Source organism: Rheinheimera pleomorphica, from assembly GCF_011634895.1.
Taxonomy (GTDB): Bacteria; Pseudomonadota; Gammaproteobacteria; order Enterobacterales; family Alteromonadaceae; genus Alishewanella; species Alishewanella pleomorphica.
On record NZ_SIRR01000012.1, the window covers coordinates 262,348 to 279,644 of the forward strand.

14 protein-coding genes are annotated in these 17,297 nt (G+C 50.5%); 3 read left to right on the plus strand and 11 right to left on the minus strand.

The window, feature by feature from the left end; translation table 11 throughout:
- Window positions 1-145: 145 nt before the first annotated feature.
- Entirely contained in the window at window positions 146-2,164 is a 2,019-nt protein-coding gene (locus EYB30_RS14350) for an NADPH-dependent 2,4-dienoyl-CoA reductase (RefSeq protein WP_166839591.1), read from the minus strand.
- 186 nt (window positions 2,165-2,350) lie between these two features.
- On the opposite strand from EYB30_RS14350, the gene sppA reads away from it, so the two are divergent.
- A complete protein-coding gene (gene sppA / locus EYB30_RS14355) occupies window positions 2,351-4,231 on the plus strand; it encodes a signal peptide peptidase SppA (protein WP_166839592.1) in 1,881 nt (626 codons plus the stop codon).
- A gap of 68 nt (window positions 4,232-4,299) precedes the next feature.
- Window positions 4,300-5,316 (plus strand): asparaginase, encoded by a 1,017-nt coding sequence (ansA, locus tag EYB30_RS14360; RefSeq protein ID WP_166839593.1) that lies wholly within the window; start codon window positions 4,300-4,302, stop codon window positions 5,314-5,316.
- Window positions 5,317-5,335: 19 nt separating this feature from the next.
- Here the strand turns inward: ansA and EYB30_RS14365 are convergent, their stop codons facing one another.
- The 7 genes from EYB30_RS14365 to msrB form a co-directional block, all read right to left on the minus strand.
- Entirely contained in the window at window positions 5,336-8,047 is a 2,712-nt protein-coding gene (locus EYB30_RS14365) for a DUF349 domain-containing protein (protein WP_166839594.1), read from the minus strand.
- Window positions 8,037-8,318: a YeaC family protein gene (locus EYB30_RS14370; protein ID WP_166839595.1), complete on the minus strand. Its 282-nt coding sequence runs from the start codon at window positions 8,316-8,318 to the stop codon at window positions 8,037-8,039. Before EYB30_RS14370 ends, EYB30_RS14365 begins: the two co-directional genes overlap by 11 nt.
- Before the next feature lies 1 nt (window position 8,319).
- Entirely contained in the window at window positions 8,320-8,646 is a 327-nt protein-coding gene (locus EYB30_RS14375) for a zinc ribbon domain-containing protein (RefSeq protein WP_166839596.1), read from the minus strand.
- Between the two features lie 52 nt (window positions 8,647-8,698).
- A complete protein-coding gene (gene pbp4b, locus EYB30_RS14380) occupies window positions 8,699-10,324 on the minus strand; it encodes a penicillin binding protein PBP4B (RefSeq protein ID WP_166839597.1) in 1,626 nt (541 codons plus the stop codon).
- A gap of 49 nt (window positions 10,325-10,373) precedes the next feature.
- Complete coding sequence (locus tag EYB30_RS14385) at window positions 10,374-11,501, minus strand: M14 family metallopeptidase (protein ID WP_166839598.1); 1,128 nt, start codon at window positions 11,499-11,501, stop codon at window positions 10,374-10,376.
- Window positions 11,502-11,637: 136 nt separating this feature from the next.
- Entirely contained in the window at window positions 11,638-13,089 is a 1,452-nt protein-coding gene (locus EYB30_RS14390) for a glyceraldehyde-3-phosphate dehydrogenase (protein WP_166839599.1), read from the minus strand.
- Between the two features lie 125 nt (window positions 13,090-13,214).
- The gene (msrB, locus tag EYB30_RS14395) at window positions 13,215-13,601 is read right to left on the minus strand and encodes a peptide-methionine (R)-S-oxide reductase MsrB (protein WP_166839600.1); all 387 of its coding nucleotides are present in this window, start codon (window positions 13,599-13,601) and stop codon (window positions 13,215-13,217) included.
- A 172-nt stretch (window positions 13,602-13,773) separates the two neighbouring features.
- Here msrB and EYB30_RS14400 point away from each other — a divergent pair, with 172 nt between their 5' ends.
- Window positions 13,774-15,555, plus strand: a complete 1,782-nt coding sequence (locus EYB30_RS14400) for an alkaline phosphatase D family protein (protein ID WP_166839601.1) — start codon at window positions 13,774-13,776, stop codon at window positions 15,553-15,555.
- A 27-nt stretch (window positions 15,556-15,582) separates the two neighbouring features.
- Here EYB30_RS14400 and EYB30_RS14405 read toward each other — a convergent pair whose 3' ends face one another.
- The 3 genes from EYB30_RS14405 to EYB30_RS14415 form a co-directional block, all read right to left on the minus strand.
- Entirely contained in the window at window positions 15,583-16,116 is a 534-nt protein-coding gene (locus EYB30_RS14405; RefSeq protein WP_166839602.1) for a hypothetical protein, read from the minus strand.
- A 312-nt stretch (window positions 16,117-16,428) separates the two neighbouring features.
- Window positions 16,429-16,836 carry a GFA family protein gene (locus EYB30_RS14410; protein WP_166839603.1) on the minus strand — a complete coding sequence of 136 codons (408 nt, stop codon included), beginning with the start codon at window positions 16,834-16,836 and terminating at the stop codon, window positions 16,429-16,431.
- A gap of 14 nt (window positions 16,837-16,850) precedes the next feature.
- Window positions 16,851-17,297 carry a hypothetical protein gene (locus tag EYB30_RS14415; protein ID WP_166839604.1) on the minus strand — a complete coding sequence of 149 codons (447 nt, stop codon included), beginning with the start codon at window positions 17,295-17,297 and terminating at the stop codon, window positions 16,851-16,853.

The window sequence follows — 17,297 nt, forward strand, 5'->3', positions numbered from 1 at the left end:
AGCCTAGCGCTTAGACAGAATAACGCTTTGCGTCAGCTCAAGATAGGAGTGAATTATGACCCGGATATGACATAAGCACCGCTTTGGTGCTACGCTTGCCGGCCCGCACCAAAATAGTGCGGGCCGGGTGCATTAATTGCACAGCCTAAATGGCTGCCGCCAGCTCAGCGCCCTGACGGATGGCACGTTTGGCATCAAGCTCAGCGGCCACATCGGCACCGCCAATCAGGTGTGGTGTAATACCGTGCTGCTGCAGACCGCTGACCAGGTCGCGCAATGGCTCCTGACCGGCGCAGATAATCACATTATCCACATTCAGACAACGCTCCTCACCGGCTATTTCTACCCACAGGCCATTGTCATCCACCTTCACGTAGTTAACGCCGGCTATCATCTCGACGCCTTTTTTCTTCAGCGACGCACGGTGGATCCAACCGGTGGTTTTGCCAAGCCCCGCACCCACTTTCGATGTTTTACGCTGCAGCAGGTAAACTTTGCGCTCTGACGGCTGCGTTGGCTGATCCGGCAGTAAAGCCCCCCGGGCCTGATAGCCTTTATCAATACCCCAGTCTTTAAGCCAGGCCTCGGGTTGCAAGGTTAATGAATGCGGTTCAGTTAAGTATTCCGCGACATCAAAACCAATACCACCGGCGCCGATAATGGCTACATGTTTGCCAACTGCTTTATGATCGCGCAGCACATCCAGGTAGCTCAGCACCTTAGCATGTTCGCTGCCAGCCAAACCAATATCACGCGGCACTATACCAGTGGCCAGCACCACTTCATCAAACCCTGCTGCAGCCAGCGTGTCTGCCGTTTGCACAGCATTTAAATGCAGTTTTACTGCGTGCAGCTCCAGCATCCGGCCAAAATAGCGCAGTGTTTCATGAAATTCTTCTTTGCCGGGAATTTGCTTAGCGTAGTTAAACTGGCCACCAATCTGGTGCGATTTATCAAACAAATGCACCTCATGGCCACGTTGTGCGGCATAAACACTAAATGCCAGGCCCGCCGGGCCTGCGCCCACGACCGCAATTTTTTTACGCTGTGACGCCGGGGTAAAATTAAGCTCGGTTTCATAGCACGCGCGTGGGTTAACCAGGCAGCTGGCACGTTTATTTTGAAACACATGGTCAAGACAAGCCTGATTACAGGCAATGCAGGTATTGATTAGCTCAGCCTGATCAGCCGCCGCTTTATTGACAAAGTCGGCATCGGCTAAAAACGGCCGTGCCATGCACACCATATCGGCCTGGCCGTTGGCAAGAATGTCTTCTGCCACCTGCGGGTCGTTTATCCGGTTTGTGGCGATAACGGGAATCGTTATTTCTGCCTTAACTTTCTCAGTGACCCAGCTAAAGGCCGCACGCGGTACCATGGTGCCAATGGTCGGCACCCGGGCTTCGTGCCAGCCAATACCGGTGTTAATCAGGCTTGCGCCGGCATCCTGTATCGCCCTGGCCAGCGCCACTACTTCATCATAGCTGTTGCCATCCTCGACTAAATCCAGCATCGACAAACGGTAAATAATAATAAAATCGTCACCACAAGCCTGGCGCACTGCTTTTACCGTTTCAATGGCAAAGCGGCAACGATTAGTAAAGCTCCCCCCCCATTCATCGCTGCGCTGGTTGGTGCGCGAGCAAATAAACTGATTAATTAAGTAGCCTTCCGAGCCCATCACTTCAACGCCATCATAACCGGCCTTTTTTGCCAGTTTTGCTGCATGGGCAAAATCTTTAATCGTGCCACGTACCTGCCGGCCTGACATCTGTGACGGCTTAAATGGCGTTATCGGTGACTTAATGTTGCTCGGTGCCACACTAAACGGGTGATAACCGTAGCGTCCGGCATGCAACAACTGTAAGCAAATCTTCGCGCCATACTGGTGCACTGCCTGGGTCACCTGCTTATGTTTACCAGTTTGCCACCAAAAGCTTAACTGGCTGCCAAAAGGCACTAAATTGCCGCGAAAGTTCGGGCTGATGCCTCCGGTAATAATCAGGCCTACACCACCTTTGGCCCGCTCGGCATAAAAGGCGGCCAGCTTGGCAAAGCCTTGCTTCTCCTCTTCCAGGCCCGTGTGCATCGAGCCCATAATGACGCGGTTTTTTAACTGGGTGAACCCCAGATCCAGTGGTTGTAATAATTTTTGGTATGCCACATCACCCTCTCTGGTCGTACCTGTTGTTTGAGGCAGACTTTAGCCGCTTTGTCAGCCGATAGCAAGCTATGGCTGTACTGCTGTGTAGTGTTACACATTTACTTACAAATTCCACTTAGCCTTTGCGGCCAAATTGTTTAGCATACCAATATGCAAAAATTGTAATGTTAATAACAGGAAACCTTCATGACTGAAAAAAAATCTGGCCTTATTCGCCGGTTGTTCAGCGCCATTGGCCGGGTATACCGCGGCTTTCGCTCTGTAATCCTGAACCTGCTGTTTATTCTGGTTGTCTGCCTGATTGCGGTGTCAATTTTCAGCGGTGATGACAAGGTAGACGTGCCCCCTACTGCAGCATTGGTACTGAATTTGACTGGCGATCTGGTGGAAGAAAAACGCTGGACAGATCCCATCGCTACCGCGATCAACGAAAGCCTGGGCGGCCAGGAAGAAGCACCAGAGGTATTGGTCAGTGATGTGGTAACGGTGATTAATAAAGCGGCTAACGATAACCGTATTCAGGCTATGGTGCTGGATTTATCAATGCTTGGCCGTGGTTCACTGGATAAAATGCAGCGCATTGGTGAGGCCATTACCGCCTTTAAAGCGGCCGGTAAAAAAGTATTCGCGTATGGCGGCTTTTATGGCCAAACCCAGTACTACCTGGCCAGTTACGCCGATGAAATTAATTTAAGCCCTATGGGCGCCGTGTTACTGGAAGGCTATGGCAGCTACCCGATGTATTACAAAAATGCGCTGGAAAAACTGAAAATTAATACCCATGTGTTTCGCGTTGGTACTTATAAGTCAGCGGTAGAGCCGTTTTTACGCAATGATATGTCGGCCGAAGCCAAAGAAGCAAACAGTGCCTGGTTAAACGAGCTGTGGTCTGATTATAAAACCCAGGTGGCACAGCGTCGTGGTTTTAGCGCCGATAACTTTGACGAAACGTTCGATGCCCTGCTGGAAAAACTGCAAGCCGCTGACGGTGACTTAAGCCAGTATGCCGTTAACGCTGGCCTGGTAGATACGATAAAAAGCCGCGAAGCCTTCCGCCGTGATTTAATCGCTCTGGTCGGAGAAAACGATGAACATACTTATAATCATGTCACCTTTAGCGATTACGCTGATTTAGTCATACCCGCACAGCAGTTTGATAACCCGCTCACCGATAAGGTCGGTGTGGTAGTCGCCCGTGGCGTTATTGTTGATGGTACTGCTAAAGCTGGCAGCGTTGGCGGTGACTCTACGGCAGCGTTGCTGCGCCAGGCGCGCCATGACGATAAAATTAAGGCGGTTGTACTGCGAATTGACAGCCCCGGCGGCAGCGCTTATGCCTCTGAGGTAATTGGTCAGGAGATCCGTTTATTGCGCGAAGCCGGTAAACCTGTGATTGCCTCGATGGGCGCCGTTGCAGCGTCTGGCGGTTACTGGATAGCCGCACCGGCCAATGAGATTTGGGCCGCTCCAACCACTATTACCGGCTCTATCGGTATCTTTGGGTTAATTCATACCGCTGAAGATGCCATGCCGGTGCTGGGTTTAAATGTTGATGGCGTGGGTACCACGGAATTAGCCGGTTTATCAGGTGGCCTGCCGTTGTTTCAGGGCCTGAACAGCAAGGCGCAAGACTTATTCCAGTTACTGATAGAGCGCGGCTATACCGAGTTTTTAACCCTGGTTGGTGAAAACCGCAACATGAGTAATGCCGAGGTAGATAAAGTAGCCCAAGGCCGGGTTTGGACTGGCCGTAAAGCCCTGGAACTGGGCTTGGTCGATAAGCTGGGCACGCTGGATGATGCCGTAAAAGCGGCCGCTGATAAAGCCGGTCTAACCATGTACGACGTTAAAGTAGTACAGCAGAAGCTGTCGCCCAGCGAGCAAATGATTAAAGACTTACTGGGTGAAGCCAAAGCGCAGGGCTGGCTGCCTGAAACGGCCGTTAGCGCCGAGCAAAAACTGCTGGGTAAACTGACGCAGCAATTAAAACAGGATTTTGTATTGTTAAACCAGTTTAACGATCCAAACGGTGTTTACTCTTATTGCGTCAGCTGCAGCATTAACTGACAGCGCGAATAAGTTCTATTACAATGCCCGGCACTGACCGGGCATTTTTTTAACGGTATCACCGCAAAATGAGCAGAAAACGTATTTATGTCGCCTACACCGGCGGCACCATCGGCATGCAACATTCAGCGCAAGGCTATGTGCCTGTGCCGGGTTTTTTAACCGACACGGTAAAACGCATGCCGGAATTTTACCGGCCAGAGATGCCATTATTTGATATTCATGAGTATCACCCGGTGATTGACTCCTCTGACATGACACCTGAGCACTGGCGTCATATCGCCGAAGATATTCAGCAGCAATATGATAAGTACGATGGCTTTGTGGTACTGCATGGCACCGACACTATGGCTTACACCGCCTCGGCACTGTCTTTTATGCTGGAAAATCTGCAAAAACCCGTCATTATTACCGGCTCGCAAATTCCGCTGGCGCAAATGCGCTCTGATGGCCAGGTAAACTTGCTCAATGCGCTGTATTTGGCCGCCAACTACCCTATTGCTGAAGTGGCGTTGTTTTTCAACAATCAGTTATTTCGTGGCAACCGCGCAACCAAAGCCGATGCCAGTGGCTTTAATGCCTTTGCCTCACCTAATTTTCCGGCACTGCTTGAAGCCGGTATTCATATAAATCTTATTGCGGGTAAGTTAAGTCAGGTAGATGTTGCGGCCCCCCTGACACTAGCTAAAGTGATACCACAACCGATCAGCGTTGTTACGCTATACCCGGGGATCAGCACCGACGTCATCAAGAACATGATCACCGCCCCGGTACGGGCGCTGATCATTAAGTCTTTTGGTGTCGGCAATGCGCCGCAGCGGCCAGAGTTGTTACAGATTTTACGCGATGCCAGCGACAATGGCGTGATCATTGTTAACTGTACTCAGTGCTTTAAAGGTAAGGTGAATATGCAGGGTTATGCCACCGGTAATGCCCTGGCGCAATCTGGTGTAATAAGTGGTTATGATATGACGCTGGAAGCCGCCCTGACCAAGTTGCACTACCTGTTAAGTAAGGATTTAACACCAGAACAGATCAGGCAACACATGCAGCAAAACTTACGCGGAGAACTGACCACGGATTAATCCGTGGTCAGTCAGAGCATCAGACAAATAGCGGTTTAATTCTTGCCAGTAAGGGTAACTCCGCCGCGCTTAGCGGGCCAAACTGTAACCAGCGTTTAAGCAAGCTGTGCTTGTCCAGTGCGATCCCCTGATTATGCTTGTCTGATAACAGCATCAACTGTACCTGTTGTCGTGCTGTCTGAGCAGCGGCCGGTGACGGCACATTCGCAAGCAGTTCCAGCGCCAGTGTTAACTGTTCGCGGGTAAACTGCTGTTCCTGTTGTTTACCAAAGTCATCACGATAAGCGGCCGGTAATTGCTCTGCGCTTAACTGGCTGTCAGTTAGTAATTCAAACATCTGGCTAAACTCAGCGTGTTGCTGCTGCTGTTGCCAATGCTGTTGTTTAACTTGCAATTGCTCGTTCAGTTGCCGCACAGCTTGTTGCGCCGCCGGGCTTTGACCGTTAAGCGCCTGCAGTTGTTGCTGCAACAGAGTAAAATCTGCCGGCTGTTGTGCCTGCGTTAACTGCGCGGACAACACCTGAAGAGTGTTATTCAACTCGGCCAGTTCCGCCTGCTCAGCGTGCTTTTGTTGTTCAAACTGCGCAGAGCGGGCATTAAAAAAGCCATCACACAGCGCACGGAACTGTAACCACAATGCCTGATCCTGTTTACGCGCAGCGCTGCCCAGTGTTTTCCATTGTTGCTGACACGCTTTCAGTACCTTTGCTGTCTGGTTGGCGTCACTCAGTTGTAATGCCGCTTCAGCTTGGGTAATAAGCTGTTGTTTAGCATCAGCAGCCTGCTGCTGGCTGGCGTTTAATTGCTGCCGCAGTGGTTGTAATGCCTGATTAAACTGGTCGTTTAACACAGTAAATTGTTGTTTATCGACCGCACCGGCTTGCTGCCAGGCTTGCTTCAGTTGCTGCAAAGCGCTGTCCAGCGCTTTTGTATCCAGCTGCTGTGTCTGCAATTGCTGCGCCTGAGCGATTAGATGTTGCCGCTGAACAACATGGGCGCTACGTTGTGCATCTTGCGCAGCAAAATAACGCCGGCAAGGAGCAAATGCCTGCTCACACGCCTGATCAAAGGCGGCATTAAGTTGCTCGTCCAATGCAGGATCAGCTTTACCCAAACTGTTCCAGGTAGCTCTGGCCTGCTTAACTTGCTCTACCCGCTGATGAATATGCTTATCTGCCAGATCGTCGGTTAGCTGCTGCATCTGCGCAACCAGCTCTTGCTTGCGCGGTGTAGCGATATACTCTTGCCAGTCTGCCAGCTCAGCCTGTTTTTCACGGGCAAATTCGTAATCTTTGCTCAGCAGAGCTTGCTGCTGCGCACTCAATTGCTGGTAATCGTCGGTAATGCCCTTAAACAAACCGAACAGCACTTTATATTTGCCAGCACTGTATAGCCGGCGAAACTGCGCCAGCTTACTGCGGCATTGCCGCTGCAGTTTATCGGCTTCGGCGTTAAACTGTGCCGACAGCTGTTGCCATTGCGCTGCCAAGGCCGCTTTTGCCTGCAGCAAACTGTCGGGCACGGCTATTGGCAGCTGCTTACTGATATGACGCCAGTCTTGTTGATATTGCTGAACTTGTGGCAATTGTTGCTGATAGGCCTCGCCGGTGGCCGGCACCGCCAGCGCCGCCCAGTCGGCCAGCAGACGCGTTAACTGAGTCAGTTGTTCCGCCAGCTGTGGCAACTGTGCCAGCTGCTGTTTCAGGGTTGCCAGACGTTTTTGTAAGGCGGTGTTATCCTCAACATCAGCGTGCTGCAATTGTTGCTCTAGCGTATTCAGCTGTTGCTCCAGTTGTTGTGCACTACTGATATCTGTGGCCAACAGCGCCTGCTGTAACGCCTGCTCCAGCGCGCTGAGCTGCGCAGCAAATTGCTGTTGCTGGGCGCTTCGGGCCGCTGTGGCAACCTGTTCAGCTTGCTGCTGTTGCAGCTGTGCCAGCCGCGGCGCCAGCCACTGCTCAGTGTGCTGACAAATTTTGTCATACTTATTGCGAAATTCGTCTGCTTCAGTGCCCAGACAAGGTAGCTCAGGCGTAAGCGCTTGCCATTGCTGCTGATACTCCGCCAGTTGCGCCGGTATCTCGGCCAGGCTCACGCGTTCACGCAGTGCATTCAGTTTTGCCAGCAATAATGTCAATTGTTTACGCAGCTGTAGCGGCTTTTGTTTGTCTTGCTGTAATTGCTGCAATTTATGCTGAACATCGGCTAATAGCTCACCGTCCAGCTGTTTGGTCAGTTTTTCCAGCGTTTTCTCATCATTTATGGGAAACAATAACTGCTGCTTTTGCGCCAGTGATAACTGGTTATCCTGCAGCGCTTTAATATTGAGCTCAGTTTTGTTTAAGCGTTGTAACAGACTGAATTTAATACTGGTGTCGGTTTCAGTTTGTGCCAATTGCTCTAAGATGCTGCTGCGGTTGCACTGGGTAATAAACTGCTGTTTCAGTTTTGGCTCTACCTGATTATCCAGTAATTGCTGGATCAGGGTTTGCTCTGCTAACTGCTGTAAACGTTCGGCATTGTCGTGCTTACTGGCCTGCCACCACAGAGCAAAGTCGTTTAATTTTAGCAATGCGGCTTTGCGCACGGCTTCGGCGCCATCGTTAAATGCCAGTTCGTGCAATACGGTTTTATGGTTCTGATCGTCACGGTTTAGCTCGGCAATGGCCTGTTGACGTACTGCAGCATCGGCATGTTGCCATTTCGGTTTAAAAAAACGTTTAAAGATCATCGTGCGAAAACCTTGCAATAGACGACGGAGTGTCGAATTGTTTTTTCAATTCGGCTTTGGATTTTTGGATCATCTGGCCATCAGCACCGATGGTAAACAACTGTTCAGACTTTAACACCTGTGCCTGATAGGCCATCACCAATTGCAGGCTATGTTCGCGCTGAGCGTCGCTTAGCCGATTGCCATCAGCCCAGCGGCCCGTCGCCACGGCTTCTGCCAGTTTTTCATAGGTGTCAGGCGTCATTGCCTGCACCAGTGCGGTAAAGTCCATGCTATTTTTTTCTCTTTAACAACATAATGCGAATGCGGGTAATAATGTACCAACAAAATCCAATACCAATGGCAGCGCCGGCAAGTATCTGCTGCACGCCACCAGGCTCGGGGTTCCACCAGTACATTAAGCCAAAACCAGATAAAAACAACAGCAGGGCTAACATCGAGTGATTCACCAGGCTCTGGCTTTTATCTAACGCCTTATTCCGGGCCAGCGATGCCATTTTTTCCGGGGTTAAATTGCTTAAGTCGCTGCTGCATTTGCTGCATTCGGCGGCTTTATCTGACACTTTATGCCCGCAAAACGGACAGGATACAATCGCCATACTGCCGGTACCTTGTATTGCTCTGATTGAAATTGAAGTGATGCGCCAACTGCTATTGCAGCGCCTGATATATTTTACTCATGATGCTACCATACATACCAGTTTCAAATTTATCTCCGGCAAAATAATAGCCATTATCGCCCTGCGTTAATACCGGGCTGTGCTTTTTATTGGTTAACAACACCACGACCAGGTTGTAGTAAGGGTCAATCAACGTTGCTGTACCGGTCCAGCCGGTATGGCCGAAGGCATAAGCACTGGCATAAGGGCCAAAATGCCAGTTTAGATCCCCTCCGGTCGCTGTACGCCACCCCAGGCCAACAGTGTGGTCGCTAACCGAAGGCCGGACAAACTGTTGCAACACCGCTTGGCTAAATACCGGCGTTAAACCATAACCACCGTGCAGCGCCAGCAGTGCCAGCCTGGCGGTGTCTTCTGCGGTAGAAAACAAGCCGGCATGGCCGGCTACACCGTCAAAGGCGTAGCGGGCTTTTTCGTCATGCACGTCCCCCCGCACTACCCCGCGTTTATCGGCCGGAAACAGCACTCTGCCACCACGGCTGTTGCCGTCCAGTTCAGTCGCGGCGATTTGTGCCGGGCTAATGCCTTTTCGTAACGGATTAAACAGGCTGTGTTGCAAGCCCATTGGCTGATATAAATGCTGTTCCAGATACTCGTCCTGCGCCATGCCGGTAAGGCGCTCAATAATAAGCCCCAGCAACATATAATCTATGTCGCTGTACACCGCCTTGCCGCCACGCTCACGTTCAAACGGCACCTTAGTGGCAATCAGCTGCATACTAAGCTGGCGATCGGTTGAGTAAAACGCCGGCCCGTGCCGATTATCCGGCCGGTGAAAATGCACCTCTGGGGGATAACCGGCATTGTGGTATAGCAAGTCACTGACCAGCCGACTGTCCCGGCCCTCGCCTACGTATTCATGCAGATATTGCGCTATTGGTGCTTTAAGATCGAGCTTGCCCTGGCTGACTAACTGCATTAACGCATAGTTAGTGGCGTACATTTTGGTGTTAGAGGCCAAATCAAACAGCGTATTGGTTTGCATCGGCTCGGGCTGCGCCAGGCTGCTGCCATCGCTGGCATATCGGCTGGCATAACCATAAGCCGTGTGTTTAACGATTTTGCCATCTTTAGCAATCAGCAATACTGCGCCAGGAAAACCCTGCGTTACTTCGCGCTCGATAAGCGCATCCAGCTGTTCAAGTTGTGCCAGCGCAAAACCTGCCGACTCTGCGCTGCCTGTTATCAGCTGCGGATATGGCACTACCAGCCGCACTTGCGCCCCTAACGGTTTAATATCAACCAATTCCAGCTGATTTAACCCATTACGTGTAACAGTGCTGATATCCAGTAACAGATGCTGACCCAGGCTGGGTTCTGGCTGCAGTGGCAACGTTTTGTCATTAATGCGCAGCGTCAGCGCTGTCGCTGTTCCCAGCTGCAGCAGTAACTGGCCCTGCCCTTTGTAGGCGTTAAAACCTGCACGATTGTTAACCAGCGCCCTGTTACTGCTGTGATCAGGCCAGCGCAGATCAAGCTGACCTACCTTGTTAGCCGAGCTAAGGGCAAAGCGCTGCGACGACGTCTGGCTGCTGACCGGCAGTGGCGACACAGCAAGCCATTGCTGCAAGGTTGCACAGCTGCTGAGCGTCAGCATAACGGACGCCAGCAGTACAGAGCGTGATCGGGCGCTTAACATCACGCGATTAACGCAGTTTATCAACCACCGCCAAAATGGCCGGTAGCATGTCCTGGCCCAGTTTCATTGAGCGTACATCAGACCAGCCATAAGCCGCATCGGGCAAGTTAGCATTGTCTTTAAAGGGCATTTCCACTGTGTAAGCCAGGCAGTTAAACTGCTCGCCAACCCAGGCCGTTGCTACAGTCATATTGGCTTTACCCGGTTCGTCTAAGTCATAACCAAACTCGGTTTGAAACTCTGGTGTAACCGTCAAAAGGGTTTGCTTAAACAGGTCTTCTAGCTCTTTAATCCGCGTATTGTATGACGGTACACCTTCAGTGCCGGCAACAAAGTTGTATGGCAGGTTTTCATCACCGTGCATATCAAGGAACAGGTCAACGCCGGTTTCCAACATTTTTTGCCGTACCAGGTACACTTCCGGGCTTTTCTCCATCGACGGGTTTAACCATTCGCGGTTTAAGTTCATTCCGGCGGCGTTAGTGCGTAAATGGCCGCGCACTGAGCCATCCGGGTTCATGTTTGGTACGATGTAAAATACCGCTTTATCCAGCAATAAGCGTGCTACGCCGTCGTCTTCATCTAATAAACGGTCTAGCAGGCCTTCAACCAGCCACTCGGCCATGGTTTCACCCGGATGCTGACGCGCTGTGATCCAAATTTTCTTTTTGCCCTCTTCCGGTTCACCAACAATCAGCAGGCTCATATCACGGCCGTCAAGCGTCTCGCCAAGCTCCACCAGCTGGCAGTTATAATCACACTGCGCCTGGTGCAGCAAGTCCATGTGGCGCTCGTAGCTGTACGGCGCAAAATAGGCAAAATACACTGACTCGGCTTCCGGAAAATGCTTAATGGTTAGTGCCTTACCATCGTACTCGGTGTCTACCCGAAACCAGGTTTGTCTGTCGTACGACGCCACAGCCTGATAGTCTTTCCAACCATCCGGATACGCCGAATCACCCGCATTAGTGATCACCAGGGTATGCTCCTGCGCATGCTCGGTGCTTAAACGAAAATGAAACCACTGGTAAAAGTCTGACTGATTGTCTTTGCGAATAGCCAGTTGAATATTATCCGGGCTGTCGGCTGATAAAACTTCGATATTGCCGCTGTCAAAATTGCTGGTAATTTTCATAACTAAATCCGTTGCTGTAAAAAACTAAAACTGTCACAGCGCTAAAGCACCATGCACAGAAGATATGATAAAGATTCTAACAGGTTAAGCACAAAGAAAAAGCCGCTTAAAAGCGGCTTTTCGATAAAGACACAGATTAACGCGCTACCGGCAGGGTTGGATACTTAATACCAGCCATATCGTTCATCACGCGGATTACCTGAGTGCTGTAACCAAACTCGTTGTCGTACCATACATACAACACGCAGCGATCGCCATCAACGATGGTTGCTTGCGAGTCGACGACACCGGCATAACGTGAACCGACCAAATCAGACGACACGATCTCCGTTGATGCGGTGAAGTCGATCTGATCCTGCAACTCAGAAAACAACGAGGTGCGCTGCAAGAAGTCGTTCATGTCATCACGGCTGGTTTCGCGGTTTAAATTCAGCGATAAAATTGCCATAGACACATTAGGCGTCGGCACACGAATCGCATTACCGGTTAACTTGCCTTTTAGCTGTGGTAAGGCTTTAGCCACGGCACTGGCAGCACCGGTAGAGGTCAATACCATGTTTAGCGGCGCAGCACGGCCACGGCGCTCAGCGCTGTGGAAGTTATCAATCAGGTTTTGATCGTTAGTGTACGAATGCACGGTTTCAACATGGCCGTTACGGATACCGAACTCGTCTTCCAGCGCTTTTAACACCGGCGTAATGGCATTGGTGGTGCAGCTGGCGGCTGAGACAATTTTATGCTCAGGTAAAATCATATGCTGATTCACGCCATACACGATATTTGGCACTTCGCCTTTGGCCGGTGCCGTTAACAGTACCTTGGCTGCGCCTTTACTCTTGAAGTGAATGCTCAGCTCTTTGTCATCTTTCCAGATACCGGTGTTATCTACGACTAAGGCATCGCTGATACCATACTGGGTATAATCCACCAGCTCTGGTGAGTTGGCATAAATGACTTTGATAAAGGTACCATTGGCTTTTATGCCCTGGTTTTCTTCATCCACGGTAATGCTGCCATTAAACGGGCCGTGAATAGAATCGCGGCGCAGCAGGCTGGCGCGTTTTTCCAAATCACCTTTTTTGCCGCCGCGTACCACAATGGCACGCAAGCGTAATTTGCTGCTGGGACCAGAGCGCTCTAACATTAACCGCGCTAATAAGCGGCCGATACGGCCAAAACCGTACAGCACAACATCAACCGGTTTTACCTGATCTTCGTGATCTAACAGCTCAGCCAGTTCGCGGGCTAAATATTGCTCTAACTCAGTGCCGTTGGCCGCGTTTTTATAAATATAGCCATACGCCAGCTTACCAATGTCTACCCGGCCCGGGGCCAGGTTCATCTTGCTGATGGCTTCCAGTACCGGATAGCTTTCACGCAGACGCAGCTTTTGGCCTTCAAAACGTTCTACACTTTTATGTGCTTTGATAATGTCGATAGTCGTTGCATTAACCAGCGGACGGCCATACACCACCACTTCAATGCCCTTGTTACGGTACAGACGGCCAATAATTGGCTGCATGTTTTCGGCATATTCCTGGCGTTCCTGCCAGCTCTTTTGATACTGTTCTGCGTGCGATAGGGTCATGTGTCGGCCTTTTACTTCAGTAAGATGAATTAATAGGGTTGCCAAAGCACGGTCTGCGCCGCTGCTGCTCTGCCGGCGCGTATTGTAATAGAAGTTGAAAGCCTACGACAACAGTTACAGCTTTTTTATTCATCCTCAGCGCTAAAACTCAATGAGATAGAGTTAACACAGTAACGCTGACCGGTGGGTTTAGGGCCATCATCAAACACATGTCCCAGGTGTGCATCACAGTTAGCACATAAAATTTCAGTGCGCTGCATGCCATGACTGTTATCAGGCTGATACTTTACCTTGCCCGCCAGCGCCTTGTAAAAGCTGGGCCAGCCGCAACCGGCATCAAATTTGCTGTCTGAGCTAAATAGCTCGGTGCCGCAGCAAATACAGTGATAACTGCCAGCTTTGTCGTTGTGTAGCAGTTCACCGCTAAACGGATATTCAGTGCCTTTAAGCCGGGTAACCCGGTATTGCTCGTCCGTTAAACGTTCACGCCATTGTTGTGCTGTAAGTTGCATGTTGTTACCCCATGTTTGTGCGCTGCTATTGACTATAGCAGTATGCCCCAGAGCACGAAAACCGGCTAATGACGATATCGTTTGCTGACGTTAAACAACAGTTTAATAACAGCTATCACATTACTGTCATGGTTTTCTGCTTCACTGCGCTGGTCTAACCAGGAGAATAACAATGACCAGACTGACTCGTCGTGATTTTTTGAAAGCCTCTGCCGCAGGCTTTGGTTCTGTAGTGCTCTCAACTCAGTTGATTGGTTGCAGCAGTGACACCCGCGAACCGGTGGCATTACCCTATCGGGTACAATTTTTACATGGCGTTGCCAGTGGCGACCCTGCTGCTGATGCGATAATACTCTGGACCCGGGTTAGTGCTGATGCGGCCACTGTGCCAGTACAGTGGCAACTGGCTGAAGATGCTAACTTTAGCCGTATTATCCGCAGTGGTGATACCACGACGTCCGCGCAGAGTGACTATACCGTTAAAATTGACGTTCGCGATCTGGACGCCGCAACGGAATACTATTACCGATTCCAGGCCGGTACCGTTACATCACCTGTTGGCCGGGCAAAGACGTTAGCCACTGCCGGAGTGACGGCAGTGAAGCTGGCTGTGTTTTCCTGCTCTAACTATCCAACCGGATATTTTCATGTGTATGGCAAAGCTGCTGAAATAGCCGATTTGGACGCCGTTATTCATTTGGGTGATTATATCTACGAATACGGCTCTGATGGCTATGCAACGGAAAATGCAGCCGCGCTGGGCCGGCAGCCACAGCCAGCGGTTGAGATTGTCAGCCTGAATGATTATCGCAGCCGCTATGCGCAGTACCGTGCGGATCAGGCATTGCAACAACTGCATGCCGCCGCGCCTTTTATTGCGGTTTGGGATGACCATGAAATTACCAATGATACCTGGCGTGATGGTGCTGAAAACCACCAACCGCAGGAAGGTGATTTTAACCAGCGTAAACTGGCGGCACTAAAAGCCTACTTTGAATGGATGCCGATCCGGCCGCTGACAACCGATGATGAGCTGACCATTTACCGCCAGTTTGAATTTGGCGATCTGGTTAACTTGTTGATGCTCGATACCCGTGTTATTGGCCGTGATCAGCAACTTAGCTATGCCAACTATACCGATCCGGTCAGTGGCCAGCTCGATAGCGCCCGCTTTAGGGCTGATGTGCAGCAACCAAACCGGACCTTATTGGGCAATACGCAATTACAATGGTTAGTGGATAAACTGACACAATCAGATGCGCGCTGGCAATTGCTGGGCCAGCAGGTCTTAATGGGCACCATGTTGCTGCCCGGCGCTATCGCCAGCCAGCAGCTAAGTATCAGTGACTATGCTGAACTGGCGGGGTTGGCGCAACTGGCCGCCCAAGCTCAGGCTGGCGACCCTGCGCTGACAGCAGAGCAACTGCACTATTTAAACGCGAATCAGGCAAGGCTAACGCCGCAGGTGCTGGCCTTACTGCAATTGCCAGCCATTCCCTATAATCTTGATGCCTGGGATGGTTACCCCGCCGAGCGTGAACAGATACTGGCTCAGGTTCATGCAGCGGGCAAAAAGCTGATTGTACTGGCCGGTGACACTCACAACGCCTGGGCGAATCACCTTGATCTTGCCGATGGCACACCAGTGGCTGTAGAGCTGGCAACCGCTTCTGTTACGTCGCCGGGGTTGGAGCAATATATTGGCCTGCCTGATCGGGCCAGCGCAATAGCAACTGAGGCCGGGTTAGTTCAATTGGTTAACGGTTTGCAATACTGCAACCTGTATGACCGTGGTTTTATGCTACTGAATATCAACCGTGATGCGGTGCAGTGCGACTGGATATATATCGACAATATTCTAACGGCTAACGCCAGTTTACTGCCGGAGCGCCAACAAAGCGCGGCGGTAATATGGCAGGAGCAGGCAGCGCCGAGGTTAACGCTGGCAGGCTAAACACAGCCTGTAGTGCAGCAGTTTGCGCTATTCAGCAAACAGTTTTTCAATACTGCGCACATAGTTGGTGGCACGGACTGCATGCTCATTTTGCAGATTAGCCACCAACTGTCGCAGCTGCGCTTCGTTGTCTGCCAGAATAAAACTGTAACCGCTGGATGTTGAAGTGCGAATTGACATCGATAACTGAATACGTCCGTCGTCGCTGCGGATGTAGTTTAAGCTATCACGTACCGGAAAACGTTCCAGGCTGTAGTAGAAAAACTGCAAGGCATATTCAAGCTGCTGAAAAGACGTTGGATAACTATTACGGGCATCATTAAAGCCGCTTACGGCATAACCAATGATGTCGCGTTTAGGGAAGTTGGTAACTGGCTTGCCGCCGGCAAAACTGAAGTGTAACTTACAATGCCCGCTGGCTTTTTGTTCAATCATACGCCAGCATAATTCATTTTGCTTGGCGTTAAATTGCACGGTCTGTGCTGATGCCAGCACTGTCGTGCTAACTATCGCCACTATCGTAAGCGTTATTGCTGCTAAAATGCCGTTTACTCCACGCATTGGTACATCCTCCATGACTGCAGTATGACTACCGTTACAACATCAATACTCAATGTGTACCCTTCTGTTATAGCGTTAACTTTGAACCTATGCAATTGATCCTGATGAGGAAATGATGACTATAAGGCATTTTTATGACAGTGCTGCAATATGGCCACGTTCAGTAAACCTAGCAGCTTTAATTTGTTAACACAAGCTGAATGTAGCTACAGAACAAATACAACTTTGCCGCAGAACCGGACATTGCGTTATCACCGTATGAGTTACGCCAACACAATCATATTTGCCGTCGAACAACATCATATTTGCTGTCTATGTTCTGCCAGGTTCAAAGCTGTCATAACGCGGTAAGCCGGCATCTAAATCTTCCCAGTTAGCTTTACTGCTATAGAAATTATGTGACAGCGGCCGCTCAGTAATGTCGCTGGTTAAAATACCCAGCCGGATGCGAAGACGTGCGGGGTCCTGCGCGTTACTGCTGTACACCGGTGAGCCGCAATTACTGCAAAAGTGCCGTAAACGCCCGGGTTTAAAGGTAAACTGACTTAAACAGCTTGCCCCCTTTACAATTTTGAAATCAACGGTCTGCACAAAGCCGTTAGTGGCAAACGCTGTACCACTGGATTTACGGCACAATGAACAATGGCAATGAATAATACTGCTGATTGGCCCGCTGATTTCGACCACTACTTCGCCACATAAACATGAACCCTGATACATAATTTCCCCGTCTATTAAAATTGCCAGACAATTTCATTACGCAATGTTTCTACCGCTGCTTTTTGTTTGCCGGCGACGGCCACATACACAAAACTGCCGGACTCAAGCGCTACACATTTTATTACTGCGCGGTTTTGCAGGTAGTTGCCGTACACATAATGACCATTTTGCACCACAGCGCCAAATTGCAACGTCTCTAGCACCGCCTTACCTTTGGTGGCGCATTGTTCTGCAGACAACGTCAATATCTTATGACCAGACCATAGCTTCGGTGTATAAGGAACACCGGTGTACACGGTGCTGCTGACGACCTTTGGCTTCACCGTTTCCTGCTGCGCGCTCTGCGGCACCTCAGGTTGCATGGCGGGCTGCCCCTTCTGCTGTGGTGCTTCATAGTGTGTGACACAGCCAGACAACAATAAAACCGCCAATAATGGCGCTATATCCGTTATATTTTTCAC